Source organism: Myxococcales bacterium (genome assembly GCA_016720545.1).
Lineage (GTDB): Bacteria > Myxococcota_A > Polyangia > Polyangiales > Polyangiaceae > JAAFHV01.
Window position 1 is genome coordinate 409,380 of the sequence record JADKKK010000001.1, and the last position, 15,569, is coordinate 424,948.

13 protein-coding genes and 1 pseudogene are annotated in these 15,569 nt (G+C 71.8%); 6 read left to right on the forward strand and 8 right to left on the reverse strand.

What is annotated here, in order from left to right:
* Nucleotides 1-80: 80 nt before the first annotated feature.
* The 4 genes and pseudogenes from glpK to IPQ09_01640 all read right to left on the reverse strand — a co-directional run bounded on the left by glpK (nucleotide 81) and on the right by IPQ09_01640 (nucleotide 4,566).
* The gene (gene glpK, locus IPQ09_01625; GenBank protein MBL0192920.1) at nucleotides 81-1,577 is read right to left on the reverse strand and encodes a glycerol kinase GlpK; all 1,497 of its coding nucleotides are present in this window, start codon (nucleotides 1,575-1,577) and stop codon (nucleotides 81-83) included.
* Nucleotides 1,578-1,820: 243 nt separating this feature from the next.
* Nucleotides 1,821-3,596, reverse strand: coding sequence for an AarF/ABC1/UbiB kinase family protein (locus IPQ09_01630; GenBank protein ID MBL0192921.1), 1,776 nt, complete (start codon nucleotides 3,594-3,596; stop codon nucleotides 1,821-1,823).
* Between the two features lie 51 nt (nucleotides 3,597-3,647).
* Nucleotides 3,648-4,187, reverse strand: a complete 540-nt coding sequence (locus tag IPQ09_01635) for a serine hydrolase (GenBank protein ID MBL0192922.1) — start codon at nucleotides 4,185-4,187, stop codon at nucleotides 3,648-3,650.
* Nucleotides 4,188-4,206: 19 nt separating this feature from the next.
* Nucleotides 4,207-4,566: pseudogene (locus IPQ09_01640) on the reverse strand (serine hydrolase).
* A gap of 312 nt (nucleotides 4,567-4,878) precedes the next feature.
* On the opposite strand from IPQ09_01640, the gene IPQ09_01645 reads away from it, so the two are divergent.
* The 3 genes from IPQ09_01645 to IPQ09_01655 all read left to right on the forward strand — a co-directional run bounded on the left by IPQ09_01645 (nucleotide 4,879) and on the right by IPQ09_01655 (nucleotide 8,302).
* Entirely contained in the window at nucleotides 4,879-6,090 is a 1,212-nt protein-coding gene (locus IPQ09_01645) for a type II secretion system F family protein (protein ID MBL0192923.1), read from the forward strand.
* A gap of 22 nt (nucleotides 6,091-6,112) precedes the next feature.
* On the forward strand, nucleotides 6,113-7,453 hold the full coding sequence (locus IPQ09_01650) for a two-component sensor histidine kinase (GenBank protein MBL0192924.1): 1,341 nt from the start codon (nucleotides 6,113-6,115) through the stop codon (nucleotides 7,451-7,453).
* Between the two features lie 150 nt (nucleotides 7,454-7,603).
* Entirely contained in the window at nucleotides 7,604-8,302 is a 699-nt protein-coding gene (locus IPQ09_01655; protein MBL0192925.1) for an ABC transporter substrate-binding protein, read from the forward strand.
* A gap of 51 nt (nucleotides 8,303-8,353) precedes the next feature.
* Here IPQ09_01655 and IPQ09_01660 read toward each other — a convergent pair whose 3' ends face one another.
* A complete protein-coding gene (locus IPQ09_01660; GenBank protein ID MBL0192926.1) occupies nucleotides 8,354-9,349 on the reverse strand; it encodes a hypothetical protein in 996 nt (331 codons plus the stop codon).
* Nucleotides 9,327-10,844 (reverse strand): serine/threonine protein kinase, encoded by a 1,518-nt coding sequence (locus IPQ09_01665; GenBank protein ID MBL0192927.1) that lies wholly within the window; start codon nucleotides 10,842-10,844, stop codon nucleotides 9,327-9,329. Before IPQ09_01665 ends, IPQ09_01660 begins: the two co-directional genes overlap by 23 nt.
* Before the next feature lie 79 nt (nucleotides 10,845-10,923).
* On the opposite strand from IPQ09_01665, the gene IPQ09_01670 reads away from it, so the two are divergent.
* Nucleotides 10,924-12,021, forward strand: a complete 1,098-nt coding sequence (locus IPQ09_01670; GenBank protein MBL0192928.1) for a C-type lectin domain-containing protein — start codon at nucleotides 10,924-10,926, stop codon at nucleotides 12,019-12,021.
* A gap of 53 nt (nucleotides 12,022-12,074) precedes the next feature.
* Here the strand turns inward: IPQ09_01670 and IPQ09_01675 are convergent, their stop codons facing one another.
* Nucleotides 12,075-13,394 (reverse strand): sigma 54-dependent Fis family transcriptional regulator, encoded by a 1,320-nt coding sequence (locus tag IPQ09_01675; GenBank protein ID MBL0192929.1) that lies wholly within the window; start codon nucleotides 13,392-13,394, stop codon nucleotides 12,075-12,077.
* 143 nt (nucleotides 13,395-13,537) lie between these two features.
* Between IPQ09_01675 and IPQ09_01680 the strand changes: the two genes are divergently transcribed.
* Nucleotides 13,538-14,392 (forward strand): hypothetical protein, encoded by an 855-nt coding sequence (locus IPQ09_01680; GenBank protein ID MBL0192930.1) that lies wholly within the window; start codon nucleotides 13,538-13,540, stop codon nucleotides 14,390-14,392.
* A gap of 88 nt (nucleotides 14,393-14,480) precedes the next feature.
* Here IPQ09_01680 and IPQ09_01685 read toward each other — a convergent pair whose 3' ends face one another.
* Nucleotides 14,481-14,855 (reverse strand): PilZ domain-containing protein, encoded by a 375-nt coding sequence (locus IPQ09_01685; GenBank protein ID MBL0192931.1) that lies wholly within the window; start codon nucleotides 14,853-14,855, stop codon nucleotides 14,481-14,483.
* 195 nt (nucleotides 14,856-15,050) lie between these two features.
* On the opposite strand from IPQ09_01685, the gene IPQ09_01690 reads away from it, so the two are divergent.
* Nucleotides 15,051-15,485, forward strand: coding sequence for a hypothetical protein (locus tag IPQ09_01690; protein MBL0192932.1), 435 nt, complete (start codon nucleotides 15,051-15,053; stop codon nucleotides 15,483-15,485).
* Nucleotides 15,486-15,569 lie beyond the last annotated feature (84 nt).

A 15,569-nucleotide genomic window follows, 5' to 3' on the forward strand; every position in this document is an offset into this window, starting at 1 on the left:
AAGCCTCTCGGCGCCGTGCCGCCCAGAGCCCACGCCGGGAGGCGGGCAAGACCCCAGGAAACACAATTATTTTCAAATACTTACGTCGCAGGCTCCGACGAGCGCGCGCGCGCCACCGCGCCGGCCCACCCCCGCGCGCGTTCGGTCCGCTCCGCGTCCTCCATCGAGGGCTCGAAGCGTCGACCGAGCTTGAGCATTCCCGACACGGCTTCGAGGTCCGCGAGGCCCGCGCCGAGCCCCGCGAGCATCGCCGCGCCGCGCCCCGTGGACTCCACCTCGGTCGGGCGCTCGACGACGATCGACGAGATGTCGGACTGGAACTGCATGAGCAGGTCGTTCGCGCTCGCCCCGCCGTCGACGCGGAGCCGCGCGAGCGGCCGCCCGGCGTCCTTCACCATGGCGGAGAGGAGGGCCTCCACCGAGAACGCGATGCCTTCGAGGGTGGCCCGCGCGAGGTGCGCGCGCGTGGTGCCCCGCGTGAGGCCCGTGATGGCGCCGCGCGCGTCAGGGTCCCAGTACGGCGCGCCGAGGCCGGCCAGCGCCGGGACGAAGTGCACGCCGTCGGACGACACGACCCCCGCCGCGAGCGCCTCGATGTCCTTCGCGCGCTCGATGAGGCCGAGCCCGTCGCGGAGCCACTGCACCGCCGCGCCGGCGATGAACGAGCTGCCTTCGAGCGCGTAGGTGGTCTCGCCGCCGATGCGGAACGCCACCGTCGTCACGAGGCCGTGGCGGCTCATGACGGGGCGGTTCCCCACGTTCATGAGCGCGAACGCCCCCGTGCCGTAGGTGCACTTCGCGTCGCCCTCGTGGAAGCACGCTTGCCCGAACAAGGCAGCCTGCTGATCTCCCGCGATGCCCGCGATGGGCACGCCGTCGGGGAGGAACGAGAGCCCACAGGTGCGGCCCACGATCTCGGCGCTGCCCACGATGGTGGGCAACACCTGGGGTGGCACGCGGAACAGCTCGCACAGCCAAGGCTCCCACGCGAGCGACTCGAGCCCCATGAGCAGCGTGCGCGACGCGTTCGTCACGTCGGTGACGTGGACCTTGCCGGCCGTGAGGCGCGACACGAGGAAGCTGTCGATCGTCCCGAACGCGAGCTCCCCGGCCTCGGCGCGGGCGCGCGCGCCGGGCGTGTGATCGAGGAGCCACGCGACCTTCGTGCCGGAGAAGTACGCGTCGAGGACGAGGCCCGTCGCGGCCTTCACCTTGGGCTCGTGCCCGGCCTCGCGCAGCGCAGCGCAGGCCGCGGCCGTGCGCCGGCACTGCCACACGATCGCGTTGGCGATGGGCTCCTGCGACGCGCGGTCCCAGACGACCGTCGTCTCGCGCTGGTTCGTGATGCCGATGGCGGCGATGTCCGCGCCCGTCGCGCCCGCCGAGGCGAGCGCCGCGACCACCGAGCGCTCGACCGAGCTCCAGATGTCGCGCGGGTCGTGCTCGACCCAGCCGGGCTGGGGGAAGTGCTGCGGGAACTCGACCGTCGCGCGGCCGAGGGTCTCGCCCGTGAGCGAGACGACGAGCGCGGTGCTGCCGGTGGTGCCTTGATCGATGGCGAGGAGGTGCTTGGCCATCCGCCACACTTATCGCCCCTCGCGCGCCTTGGGGAGCCCGCGCGAGCACCGCCGGCGCCAGGGCGCCATTTCGGCCGATCCGCGGGCGGAAGTGACTTCGACGCGGCCGTTTTGGGTCGGGGCCCAAAACCAGGAGGTGGGGCCCCACCGGGCTTCGCGCGCCCTCGTGAGGGCGGAGGACGGAGTCCTCCGGCGACAGGTCGACTAAATCAGCGGGATTGATCGAAGATCCTGACCGCTGATTTAGGGGCGGGGCGGGCGAGAAAAGATCGACGAGAGCACGAGCAGCAGGGAGGCGACGCCCGCGATGGCGTAGAGGGCGACCGCCCGCGCGTGGTCCCCGCGCCCCTCGAGCGACAGCCCCGTGAGGCCCGCGGAGATCGCGATCGCGGTATAAATGAGCTGCCGCCCGATGGCGTACACCGTGCGCGCGCCCTGCTCGACGCCGCGGACGCGCAGCTCGAGCTCGCCGCGGCGTGCGCGCGTCAGCACCTTGCGGAGATCGTCGGGCAGAGTGACGGCCCCGAGCGCCATCTCGCGGATGGTCTCGAGCGCGATCTGCCCGTAGTCGCGGTTCCCGAGCACGAACTCTTGGAGATAGGGGTTGATGATCCCCATCGGGTTCAGCTCGGGATCGATCTGCGAGCACGAGCCGTAGAGGAGCAGGATGGTGCGCTCGAGGAGCACCCAGTCTTTGGGGATGTGGAATACCCCGGAGAGCTCCTTAAGCCCCACGTTCATCTGCCGAAGATCGAGCAGGTTCTCGAGCCCGCGCTGCGGGTCGATCTTGATGTCCTTGAGGTTCAAGCTCTCGAGCTTCACGTCCTCTTGGAAGCGTCTGTGGAAATAGTCGATGATCTTCTCGCTCATCGCCTCGTCGCTCGTGCGCGAGAGGAATCCCATCTTGCGGAGGGCCTTCACGAGCCTGTCGGTGTCGCGCCGAATGACCCCCTCGAGGAACTCGGGGATCCCCTCGCGCATGGCCGAGGAGAGCTCCGCGACGGCCCCGAAATCGAGCAGGATGAGGTTGCCCTGGGCGTCGAACATGAGGTTCCCCGGGTGGGGATCGGCGTGATAGACGCCGTCGATGAAGATCATCTGGCAATAGGCCCGCACGAGCCTATTTGCGAGGTCCTTGCGGTCGATCCCGAGCGCGGCCATGCGGCCGACGTCGGCGACCTTGTAGCCCTCCACGAACGTGCTCGTGAGCACCCTCTTCGTGCTGAGCGCGCGGATGGGCGTGGGGAAGCGCACGCGCGGATCGCGCTCGAAGTTCTTGGCGATTCGCTCGACGCTCTCGGCCTCGCGCTCGAAGTCGAGCTCGTGGCGGAGCAGATCTTTGATTTGGTGGTAGTAGCCATCCAGCCCCTGGATGGGCACGAACCACTGGATGATCCGTAAGATGCGCCGAATGGTGACGAGGTCGAGGCGCACGATGCGGTCGATGTCGTGGTGCTGCACCTTCACCGCCACGACCACGCCGTCGCGGGTCACCGCGCGGTGCACCTGGCCGAGGCTGGCGCTCGCGATGGGCTCCTCGTCGAACTCGGCGTAGCACTCCGACACCTTGCGACCGAGGTCCGACTCGATTCGCAGGGCGATCTCGGCGTACGGGCGCGGCGGCACCTGGTCTTGGAGCCCCTCGAGCTCGCTCCGGAACTCCTCGGGCAGGAAGTTGGCGAGGATCGACAGGAGCTGGCCGACCTTGATGAAGAGCCCCTGAAGCACCAGGATGGTGCTCTCTACGCGCTTCGCGTTCCGCTTGTGGACGTCGGCGAGGTGGCGCTCCTTGTAGCTCTTCCCCCACAGCCGCGCCTTGAACGAGAGCCACAGGTAGCTCGCGATCACCCGGAAGGTGGTCCAGTACGCGCGAATGAATCGGTAGCGGCCCGCGCTCACCTTCCGGTACGCGCCCTTCGCGGGGCCGGCCGCCGCGCCCGCCGCGCCCGTCGCACGCCGCGCCAGCGCGGCTCGCGGAGCCGCGACGTCGGGCGGCGGCGTGGTGTCGGTGTGGGCCATGGCGTGTGAGGCTAGCAGGCAGGGTCGAAGGGCTGGGCCCCGTTCTGGGATTCAGCCCTCGCGGCGCTCCATGGCGAGGGCGGCGAGAGCGTCGTGGGCCACCGGTCTGGCGGCGCGGATCGCGGCGTTGTTACGTGTGGGATGCACGCGATTGGTCAGGAGCGCGACGCCTACGCGGGCGTCGGGATCGGTCCAGAAGCTCGTGCCCGTGAAGCCGAGGTGGCCGAAGGTGCGCGGCCCGAGCAGGGTGCCCGCGCTCGAGCCCGCGGCGCTCTTGCCGTCGAACCCCGCGAGGAGGGTGCCACCCGGGCGGGGCGCGACCATCCACGAGCTCCGACCGGAGAGGCCGAGCGGATCGGCGGCCGCCCCCCTCAGGCAGGCGCCGAGGGCCGCGCGCGCGAACGTGAGCACCGCGCCCAGCGTGCCGAACATGCCCGCGTGCCCCGAGCCGCCGTCTCGGGTGAGCGCCCAAGCGTTCTCGTCGTGCACCGCGCCGCGCACCTCCCCGCCACGCGCCGCCACCACCTCGGTCGGCGCCGCGCGCGCGTCGAAGCCGATCCCCGCCGCCCGGAGGGCGCGGGCCGTTCCCAACGAGCCGCCGAGGCCCAGGGGCCTTGGCGATGAGCTCCCCTATGGCCTCGCCCGCATCTCGGGCTCCGACGGCGCGCGCGAGGGCCACGCCCGCGAGGATGTACCCAAGATCGCTGTAGAGCGGCGCGTGGCCGCCGGGGCCGTGCTCCGGAGGGGCCTCCGCGCGCGCGTTGGACGCCGCGACGAGCACGGCCTTGGCGCCCAAGCGCCCTTCCTCGAGGTCTTCGTAGAACGGGAGGTGGGCCGGCAGCCCCGCGCGGTGCGCGAAGAGCAGCTCGAGCGGGACCCCCGCGGTGCGCGACCCCCGCAGCTCGGGCAGAAACGACTCGAGCGACGCGCTCCGGTCGAGGCCCGCTGCCTCGAAGGCGAGCGCGGTCATCGGCTTCGTCAGGCTCGCGAGATCGAAGAACGACGCCACATCGCCGCTGCCGTGGCTCGCGGCGGGCGCCCCGGCCGGCGCGCAGCGAAAGTAGCCGGACGCCACCTGAGGGGCCACGTTCTCCCGCACGAGGCGGTCCGACACCGACGCCGCCCCGTCGCACCAGGCGTGCAGATCGAACTCGGCGAGGTCTCCCCGCGGTCGCGGTCGCGTCACGCCGACATTCAACCACACACTCCGCGGTCCGTCGAAAAGCGGGCGCCCGTCGTAAGCCTTTTGACCGCGGGAGGGCAGCACCGGTAGGCTTGGGGGATGGCGGAGTTTGTCTGGGAGGCGCGCGGCCGCGCGGGCGATTTGCGGCGCGGCACGATGGAGGCCGAGGACGAGTCCGTCGTCAACACGCGGCTGCGCGCGCAGCAGCTGATGCCGACGAAGGTCAAGAAGAAGTCGGCATCCATCAACTTCAGCTTCGGGTCAGGCGTCAGCGCGAAGGATCTGCTCACCTTCACGCGCCTGTTCGCCACGATGATCGACGCGGGTCTGCCCATCGTGCAGTGCCTCGAGATCCTCCAGGGTCAGACCGAGAACAAGCGCTTCGCGGTCGTCCTCGCCGACATCAAGGCCTCGGTCGAGCAAGGCATGACCTTCAGCGACTCGCTGCGACGGCACCCGAAGGTGTTCGACCAGCTCTACGTGAACCTCGTGCAGGCAGGCGAGGTCGGCGGCATCCTCGACACGATCTTGAACCGCCTCGCGCAGTACAACGAGAAGGCGGTCAAGCTGGCTCGACAGGTGAAGGGCGCCCTCGTCTACCCGTCGGTCGTCTTCGTGATCTTCGTCGTGCTGATCGTCGGCCTCCTCGGCTTCGTGGTCCCGCAGTTCAAGGGCATCTTCAAAGACCTCGGCTCGGACGACGAGCTCCCCTGGCTCACCCAGAAGGTGGTCGCGGTCTCCGAGGGGTTCACGAGCCACTTCTTCCTAATCGCCCTCTCGGTGGGCGGCGTCGTGTTCGCGTGGTCGGTCGCGTACAGCCGCACGCCGTTCAAGCGCGCGGCGCATCGGGTGTTCCTCAGGCTGCCCGTCATCGGCGACGTGCTCCAGAAGATCGCGGTCGCGCGGTTCACTCGCACGCTCGGCACCCTGCTCACCTCGGGCGTCCCCATCCTCGACGCGCTCGACATCGTGGCCAAGACCGCCGGCAACCTCATCATCATGGACGCCATCTACTTCTGTAAGCAGAAGGTCAGCGAGGGCCAGAACATCTCGGTCCCTTTGCTGGAGGCCAAGGTGTTCCCGCCAATGGTCGTGCAGATGGTCGGCGTCGGCGAGCAGACCGGGGCGCTCGACCAAATGTTGACGAAGATCGCAGACTTCTACGAAGACGAGGTCGACGTCGCGGTCGCCGCGCTCACGAGCCTCATCGAGCCCGTGATGATGGTCGGCATCGGCGGCACCGTCGGTATCGTGCTCATCTCGATGTACCTGCCGATCTTCAGCATCGCCGGAAAGATCAAGACCACCTGAGGGCCGCCGCCGTGGCCGTCGCATGAAGCTCGGGCTGCCGAGCGCGGCGCGCGACGCCGAGCTTCCGAAGCGCCTCGCGTGGGTGACCGCGCTGCGCCTCGGGTTCCTCATCGCGCTCCTGGCTGCGACGTCGTTTCTCTATCTGAACGGCGACCTCAATCGCTACCCCGCCAGCCAGCGGGTCATGTTCCTCACGCTCGGCTCGGGCTTCGTGTTGGCGCTCGGGTACGCGCTCGCGCTCCGCAAGGGGCGCCGCCTGGACGAGGTCGCCGTGGGGCAGCTCGTGGCCGACCAGCTCACGTGGACCGCCATCGTGTACGCGTCGGGAGGGCCGGGCAGCGGCGCCACGTCGTTCTACGCGCTCACGTGCGTGCTCGGGGCGGTCCTCGTGGGCCTGCGAGGGGCCGCGATCGCGGCGCTCTCGGGCATCGGGGTTTACGTGCTGCTCTGCCTCGCCTTCGCTACCCAGACGCTGCGGCCGCCCTCGGACCAGCTGGGCGCCGCGTACGCGACCACCCTCGAGGCGATGGCCTACCCGCTCGCCACGAACGTGCTCGGCATCGGGCTCGTGGCCTCGCTCGCAGGCTACCTCGCCGAGCGACTCACGCGGACCGGCGGCGCGCTCGCGCTCGCCTCCGCGCGCGCGGAGGAGGCCGAGCGCCTCGCTGTGCTCGGGCGCATCGCGGCCGGCCTGGCCCACGAGATCCGCAACCCGCTGGGCTCGATCTCGGGCTCGGTGGAGATGCTCCGCGAGTCGGCCGAGCTCTCCGAGGAGGACCGCCAACTCTGCGCGATCATCTCCCGCGAGTCGCTGCGCCTGAACGACCTCGTGACCGACATGATGGACCTGGCGCGACCGCGCGCGCCGAGCCCCCGGGTGGTCGACCTCGCCCGGATCGGCCGAGAGGTCCGCGCGCTCGCCTCGCACTCGGAGCGGAGCGCCTCGGGCGACGTCGAGGTGCGCTTCATCGGCCCCGAAGGACCCGCGCTCGCCGTGTGTGATCCCGCGCAGATGAAGCAGGTCCTCTGGAACCTGGTGCGCAACGCGGTGCAGGTCACCCGCGCAGGTTCGCAGGTCACGATCCGAGTGGAGCCGCGCGATGACGACGTGCTCGTCGAGGTCGAGGACGGCGGCCCGGGCATCGCCGCACCGGACCGCGCGCGCATCTTCGACGCGTTCTACACGACCCGCGCGACGGGCGCGGGGCTCGGCCTGGCCGTCGTGAAGCGAATCGTCGAGGACCACGCCGAGCTCGGCGCGCGCATCGAGGTGCGCTCTCCCGAGGGCGCCGGAGCGATCTTCTCCGTGAGCCTCCCGCACGCCGAGGGCGACCGGTCGTCGCCAGATCTGCTCCAAGCCTAGCGAGAGCATCGAAGCGCTTGGGTCGGTGGGGTGAATCGACGCCCGGGCGCGTTCGTCTACCGTGTGGGTCGCCATCGCACCGCACACCCCGACGACCCCGCTTGCCCGTTCGGTTTTACGCTCGGCACGTTGCTTGCTAGGAGTCTCGCCATGACGAAACCGTCGCCCTCTCCGCCGCCCTCGTCTCCCCTCGACGTGACCACGGCCTCGCTCGGCCGCACGCTCCGCCGCCTCGTCGCCGCGGCCGCATGCCTCACGCTCGTCGGGCTCGCTTCGCCCGCGGGCGCGCAGGCCAACGCGCAGGCCTTCGTCGAGCAAGAGCACGGCCGACTCGCCGCGCTGATGAAGCAGCCGGCGAGCCCGACGCGCGACACGACCATCTCCAGCGAGCTCGACCGGATGGTCGACTACGACGCGCTCGCGCGGCGCACGTTCGGCCTGCCTTGCCCCCCGCGGGTCAGCCAGTGCCAGAACCACTGGGACTCCCTCACCGGCGACCAGAAGAAGGAGGTCACCGAGCTTCTCCGCAGGCTCGTCGCCCGGAACTACAAGAAGAACCTCCGCAAGACCCTCGACTACGAGGTCACCTACAAGGGCGCGCGGGCCGCGGGCGACGACACCACGATCCGCACCGAGGCGAAGTCGAAGACGAAGCCGCGGGAGAGCCCGGTCACGGTCGACTACATCGTGAGCTCGGCGTCCGGCGGCTTCAAGGTCGTCGACATTCGCACGGAGGGCTCGAGCCTCGCGAAGAACTACTACCAGCAGTTCCACCGCATGCTCACGACGCCCGGCCAGGGCTACCCGCACGTGACCAAGCGGCTGCGGGACAAGATCGCGGAGCCTTGATGCACGAGTCCAGGCGGCGCGGCGCGGCGCAGAGGCGCACCCTGGGCACGCTCAGTAAGTGAACTGCGCCATGACGCCGAGGCCCTGAGGGCTCACCCGCACGGTCTCGCTGCGGGCGCCGAGCACATAGACGAGCCCGAGGCCCGCCGTCGCCGCGCCCAAGGCGATCGGGAGCGCGACGCTCGCGTAGGCTGCGCTCCTCTGGCTGGCGTAGTCGGCCGCGAGCCGCTCGCGCTCGAGCGCGTCGCCCGACGCGTCGTGCTGGCTCGCCGTGGAGAGGGCGCGGCCGTATTGGATCGCGGGGAGCAGCACCGACACCGCCGCGGTGCCCGCCGCTACGTAGATCCACACGGGAGAGAAGGGTCGCACGGTGCGCACCTCGGACCGGAAGGGGGGCCGAGCGCGAGCCCCTTCGTCCACGCCGCGCGGCGCAGCGGGCGGCACCGTCGGGGTCAGCGTGCGCTCCTCGCCTGCCTCGAGCGCCAGGTCGTGGCGCGTGGACGACGCCCCGACGCCGAAGACCACGACATGTTTGCCAGGGGGGAGGAGCGCCACGAACCCGGCGAGGCGCGGCGCGCCGCCGTCGACGCGGACCTCGACGGGGACTGGGCCCTCCGGGACGCGTAGCTTGCCGCGCGTCCGCTGGAGCTCCGCGACGCGCGCCTCGGCGTCGCGCGCTTGCTTCTCCACGAGCTCGGGCAACGACTCTGCGGCCAGGCGGCGGCGGGCTACCTCCTGGAGATACGCCGCGTACCCCTCGACGGCGCGCGACGGATCTCCGAACGCGTCGTAGGCGCGCGCGATGTTGAACGCGAGCCGGTAGCCACGCTCACGGCCGAGCTCCGCGTAGATCGCCTCCCAGGTGACGATCGCGCCCGCGAAATCGCCAGCGACGTAGAGGTCCATGCCTCGCTTGAAGCGCGCGCGTGACGCCTCGAGGTCCGTCGCGGCGTCGTCGGGCCCGTCGGCACGCGCAGGGGGCGCGCTCGCCAGGACGAGGGCGCCCGCCAACACGAACGCGAGCCTAGAACGGGGTCGGATCGACATTCAACGCAGGCTTGTTGGGGGGGATGGGAGGCGCGGCGGCCGGTGACGAGGCCGACGAGGCCGGCGACGGCGCGGACGGGGAAGGCTTCGTCAGGGGGTGGGCCAGCACGCGACCGCCTGCGAACGCGCTCGAGGAGGGCGAGGAGGGTGAGGCCGCGGGCGCGCCAGAGGCGAGCGCGTGAGGCTCGTGCGGTGGGTCGACCGACGTGCTCGACGCGCGGGGCGAGACCGCCGCGGGCAGCGCGCTCGGCGGACGCCTCTCCTCGCCGGTCGAGCTCGTGGTCTCCGCGGGCACGCCTGCGCGCGCGTCCGCGCGCACGCGCAGCGCGCCGAGGACCGCGCCGCCCATCAGCGCCGCGAGCGCCACCACCCCCAGCGTTCTCCCCCAGGTCCTCGCCGCGAGCCCGTGAGGAGGGGTGGCCTCGGCCCCGCGGCGCGTCGAGGCGGGCATCTCCACGACGCGAGCGTCCGCGCCGAGGGCGCCGAGCGCCTGACCGATCACGTCTGCGCGCGCGCGCAGATCGTCGCCCGCGATGCGCTCCACGCGCTCTGCGAGACGGGCGCGCGCGACACTGTCGTCGACGTCCGCGGTCTCGGCGAAGCGACCCAACGCGCGTGCGACCTCCTCGGCGGTGGCCGGGCGTTCCGCGCGCTCGCGCGCGACCATGCGCGCGTGGAGATCGACGAGCGCGTCGTCGCCCGGGAGCGTCGGTGGGGAGTCCAGGGCGAGCCGCCGGAGCACGTCGAGCTCGGTGCCCTCACCCCACATGCGCTCGCCCTCGACGCACTCGAAGAGCACGGCGCCGAGCGCGAACAAGTCGGACCGCCGGTCGAGTGGCTCGCCGAGGCCCTGCTCGGGGGACATGTAGGCCGTCTTGCCCCTCACGTCGCCGGTCTTGGTCAGGGCGCCCTCCGCGTCGACCTTGGCCACGCCAAAATCGAGCAGCAGGACGTCGCCCTCGCGCGAGACCATCACGTTGTGCGGCGAGACGTCCCGGTGAACGAGGTTCAGCGGCGCCCCACCCTCGTCGCGGAGCTCGTGCGCCGCGTGGAGTCCGAGCGCGACCCGCCCCACGACGTACGCCGCGAGCTCCCGCGGCAGCGCGCGGTCGAGCGGGTCGCCCGCGCCCGCGAGGAGCCGGTCGAGCGGCACGCCGTCGACGAAGTCCATGACGAGGAAGGGCTCGCCATCCTCCTCGCCGGACCCCCGAGTGCGGACGACGTTGGGGTGCTCGAGGCGCTTGGCGAGCGTCACTTCGCGGTGGAAGAGCGCGCGCTTGTCCGGATCCCCTACGAGCTCGGCGAGGAGGCGTTTCACGGCGACGAGGCGCCTCGTCTGCCCTGGGCCCCGCTCCACGGCGAGCTCGACCCGCCCCATGCCGCCGCGGCCGAGCAACAGGATGGGGCGCGGCGCGGCGGGGTGACCGCCGCGGACGCCGCGGCCGGCTCCGCTCTCCGGCGGCTTTCGTGGGTCGCGGGTCGTGGGTTGCCCCATCACTCAGAAACAATAGCCAACTTTGGGCAGGACGAGCCCTTCCTGCGCGGGGAGGCGTGCGCAGCGGTACGATAGAGGCTTGCCGCCTCGCCTCCGCCCCCTCCGCCGAGCGCCCGCGACCTTCGCGCTCGCGCTCGCGCTCCTGGTCGCCGCCTGCCTGCCAGATCTGCGGGAGTTCCCTGCCGAGGCGGTCGGCGGCCGGTGCGGCGACGGCTACGTCGACGGTCCAACGGGCGCGGCGCCGGAAGAGGCCTGCGATCCCGGCGACGTGGGCGCGCTCGGATGCTCTCCCACATGCGCCCTGGTGTGCGAGGGCGGCGTCCGACTCGCGACGAAGCACTGTTACTTCTTGGCCGGCTCGACGAACAGCTACGCCGCCGCGGCGGAGCGTTGCCGCGCGGCTGGCGCGCACGTGGTCACCTTCGGGGGCGCCGACGAGATCGCGTCGGTCGACGCGATCGTGCCGGCGGGCGACTACTGGGTGGGGCTCGTGAAAGATCTCACCACCGAGGCGTACACGCCCGAGCGCGGGCTCGGTGAGCCTGGATACCCTGCCCCCCCCAAGACAGGTCCGTGCCCAGGCTGCTTCGCGCGCGCCGATCCGGGGCAGTCCTTCCCCGCCGAGGCCGGCGCGAGCGGCGAGCTTGGGTGCCTCATCGCGCGCCGCGGCGCCACGTCACCTTGGCGAGCCGCGCCCTGCGCACGAGCGTCCCCCGCCGACGTCGTTTGCGAGAGGGAGCCACCTGGCACCCGCGCCGAGGGCTGTCCGGGGGGCGTGTGCGTGCGCCTCTCGCCGACGACCAAGCGATACCTCTTCGTCCCGGCGCCGGCGCTGGAGCCGGAGGCCGCGGCGGGCTGCGCGTCCTTTGGCGCCCGCCTCGTGCTGCTCGAGAGCCCCGAGGAGCGCGAGGAGCTGGCCCGCGAGATCGCGCGGCTCTCGCCCGATCTCGCCGGCGTGTGGATCGGCCTCGCGCGCGCAGCCGGCGCGACGGCGTTCCTCTGGGACGACGAGGCCGCGCCCACCTCGCGCCGAGAGCCCATGTGGGCCGACAAGGAGCCCCAGGCGACCGGCCCGAGCCGCGCCTACCTCGACCTCACACGCGGGGGGTACGACACACGCCTCGTGCGCGCGCGCGACGAGGCGGGCAAGACACGCCCGTACGTCTGCCAGTACTGAGCTGAGCGCCCCCCCGCGGCGCGCAGCCGCGCGGCTCGCCGAGAGCTGCGGTCCTAGCGGACGCCGTGCTTCCGGAGGTATGCGCGGACGTGGTGGCGCTCCATGCCGCTGCGGCGGGCCATCTCGCTGACGTTGCCGCCGGTCGAGGCCGACAGCTCGAGGAAGTAGCTCCGCTCGAACTGCGCGACCGCGGCGCGCTTGGCGTCGGCGAAGCTCGCCTCCGCGGCTCCACCTGCCGCTCCACCTGACGCTCCACCGCGCGTGGGCTCTGGCGCGTGGGCCAAGGTGAGCACGTCGTCCAAGGCCTCCGGCGCGTGGGCGAGCGTCGCGGCGACGGACGCCACGTTGACGAGCTCCCGCACGTTGCCGGGCCAGTCGTACTGGGCCCGGTTCTTCTCGATCCAGCCGTTCACGACGTCGGCCTTGTCGGCGAGCCCCTGCCGCGCGCAGATGGCGGCGACGATGTCCGGGATGTCGACAAGGCGCTCGCGGAGGGCGGGCGTCTCCACGCGTATCTGCGCGATACGAAAGAACAAGTCGGAGCGAAAGCGACCGGCGTTCATCTCGGCGCCGAGGTCCCTTCGGGTCGCCGCGAGGAGGCGTACGTCGATGGGCTCGAACGTCGTGGCCCCCACGCGCTTGACCTGGCGCTCCGCGAGCGCGCGGAGGAGCTTCGGCTGCAGCTCGACGGGGAGCTCCCCGAGCTCGTCGAGGAACAGCGTGCCGCCGCTCGCCTCGGCGAGCGCCCCCTTCCTCCGCTCGGTCGCGCCCGTGAAGGCGCCCTTCTCGTGACCGAAGAGCAGGCTCTCGGCCAAGGTGGCGGGGATCGAGCCGCAGTCGACGACGACGAACGGGCCGCCCTTGCGCGGCGACGCGTCGTGCACCGCGCGCGCGACGAGCTCTTTCCCGGTGCCGGTCTCCCCCAAGATGAGCAAGCTCAGTGGAGTGGGCGCCACCTTCTCGAGGACCCCATAGAGGCGACGCATTCGCGGCGACGAGCCGACGAGCTCGCCGAAGCTGGCGGAGAACCCGAGGTCGACGCGGCGCTTGCCCGAGGGCTCGACCACGAGCCGCGTCTGGCCGACGTCGATCTCCGTGCGCTCTCCGAGCACCACCTCGCGCACACGCACCTTGCCGATGAAGGTGCCGTTGGTGCTGCCGAGATCGCGGAGCACGATGCCCTCGGTCACGGCGCGGAGCTCGCAGTGGAGCGCGCTCACCTCCGCGTCGGCGAGGGGCACGGCGGCGCCGGGATCGCGACCGACCACGAGCGACTCGACATCGATCGGGACCCTCGCGCCGTCCGGCAGGTGCAGTACCCCGCCGCGCACGAACCAGTTGAGCGAGCGCGTGCGGGTCTCGTTCGCGGCCATGCCACGGTCGTAGCGCATCAGGTCCGCGGGCGGCGCACATTCGCGCCGTCCACGCGCTCGCGCCCCCTCGGCCCCCGCACCTCGGGGAACCGCGCTCTGCGGGAACCCATGCGCTCCCCCGCCGACCGTGGCATGCTCCGAGCGTGGCCTCGCGATCCGGGTCCCCTTGGAGAAGACACGCTCTCGCGATCCGCCTGGCGACCGCGGTGGCGGGCCTCGGCTGCGGGCCGAGCGAGCCCGATCCCGAGATCACGTTCGCGAAGGATGGCACCGACGTGGCGAGCGCCGAGGGCGACGTGGAGCTCCTCGCGGCGTCGCTCGTGGGAGGCGGCGCGGGCACGCTCACCCTCAGCGCAGAGGGACTCGGTGGCCGGCTCGGCGGGGTCCAGCCCGCGGACATCGGCGACGGGGCGCGCGCCGTGTTTCTCCCGGCCGGGTGCCTCACGGTGACGCACAGCCTCCCCGAGCGTAGCGTGGCCTACCGGTTCGACGGCTGCCTCGGCCCGTTCGGCCTCCGACGCGTCTCGGGGACCGTCAGCGTGGTGTACACGAAGTCCACCGAGGGCCTCGCCCTCGACGTGAAGGCGAGCGGCCTCACGATCGGGCGCGCGACCGGGGTCGCGTTCACGGCGCGTGCCGAGATCTCCGCCGGCGCCCAGCCGGGAGAGCGCCGCACGGCGTGGCGCGCTGAGCTCGAGGGGGTCTCCGCGCGCGACCGATCGATGAAGCGATCCATCACGCGTACGCTCCAGTTCTCCACGGGCGGGACCTGCGTCGACACCAGCGGCAAGTCCACCGGCACCGTCGCGGGCGCCACGCTCGACGTGGTCGTCGAGGGGGTGCGCCGTTGCCGTGGCGCGTGCCCAGAGGCGGGCGGCAAGATCCAGGTGAGCGGCGAGGGGCGGGGCCCCCTCACGCTCACATTCGACGGGACCACCGAAGCCAAGGTGGACGTCGGCGGCAAGACCCAGACGGTGGCGCTGGCGTGCGCGAAGTAGCGCCGCGCGAGCGCTCCTAAACCATCGAGCATGATCTTCGATCAGGCCCGATGATTCATTCCTTCGTCATCCATCTAGGGGCAGGCCGCTACGGGAGCGTGCGGGAGCCCGGGGGCGGGGGCGGCACGGTCTTCGGCCCCTCGTCGGAGGCGAGCAGGAACGCGAGGCCGAACACCATCCCGTCGGGCTCCTCCTGGATCCACACCACGCGCCCTCTGCGGGTGAGGGTGTCCTCGTCGGTGCCGAGGGTGATCTCGAAGACCTCACCGAGCGCGACCAGGTCCTCCACGATGACCCGCACGCCCCCGCGGCTCACGTTGAGCGCCCAGCCCTCGAGGGCGCGGTCGGGCGCACGGAGCGTGACGCGGTCGGACACCTCCCGCCGGGCGCCGCCGCGCCGCATGGCGTGAACACCTGCCGAGGGGATGCCGAGGGGCGGCGTGAGGGAAGTGCGCTTTGTCAATGGACTCACGAGGATAGCGCGCCCCGCCCCCATCGCGCCAGAAGTCGGCGATCGGTGGCTCCGGCGGGCGCCCCCGCCCGCGCGGACCGCACGCGGGACCGAGAAAGCTTGACGGGAGCGCCGCGGCGCGCTCTTGATGGCACTCGGCGAGCCTCTCGCCGTCGTCTGTCGTGCCCTTGCTCGTGCCGGGTCTGCGTGACACCTCAACAGCTCAAGAAAGCGCTCATTCAGTCGGGCCTCGAGGTCTACCGCACGCTGGGGGACGAAATCGTCCTCGCCGATCGGCCGCGGGAGAACCTCATTCTCGACTCGGGCGTGCGGGTGCGCACCCCCTTGAACGGGACGTTCCGCCTCCGCCTCATCCTGCGCGCCGAGCAGTCCTCGTTCTCCGGCGACGAGCCCGCGCAGCTGTTCGAGCGCGCGCGCGCGCTGTCCACCGCCGCGGTGGAGCGGGGCTTCGCCGAGCTCGGCACCCAGGTGGCGCCCATGCGCGATCCGACCGACGCCGCGCGCGTGCTCGACACGTTCTACGAGGTCATCTACACCCGGGAAGTGGCCACCCTCGAGGAGGCGTGCGCGGAGGCGCGGTTCGCGCTGAGCGTCGAGAAGAGCGCCTCGACGGGCCGCTAGCGCCGGTTGACGCGCCAGCGCGAGGTTGGCGCGGGCGCCCAAGGCTCGTGCCGCCTCGGCATGCCAAATGGCGCTCGAATTCAA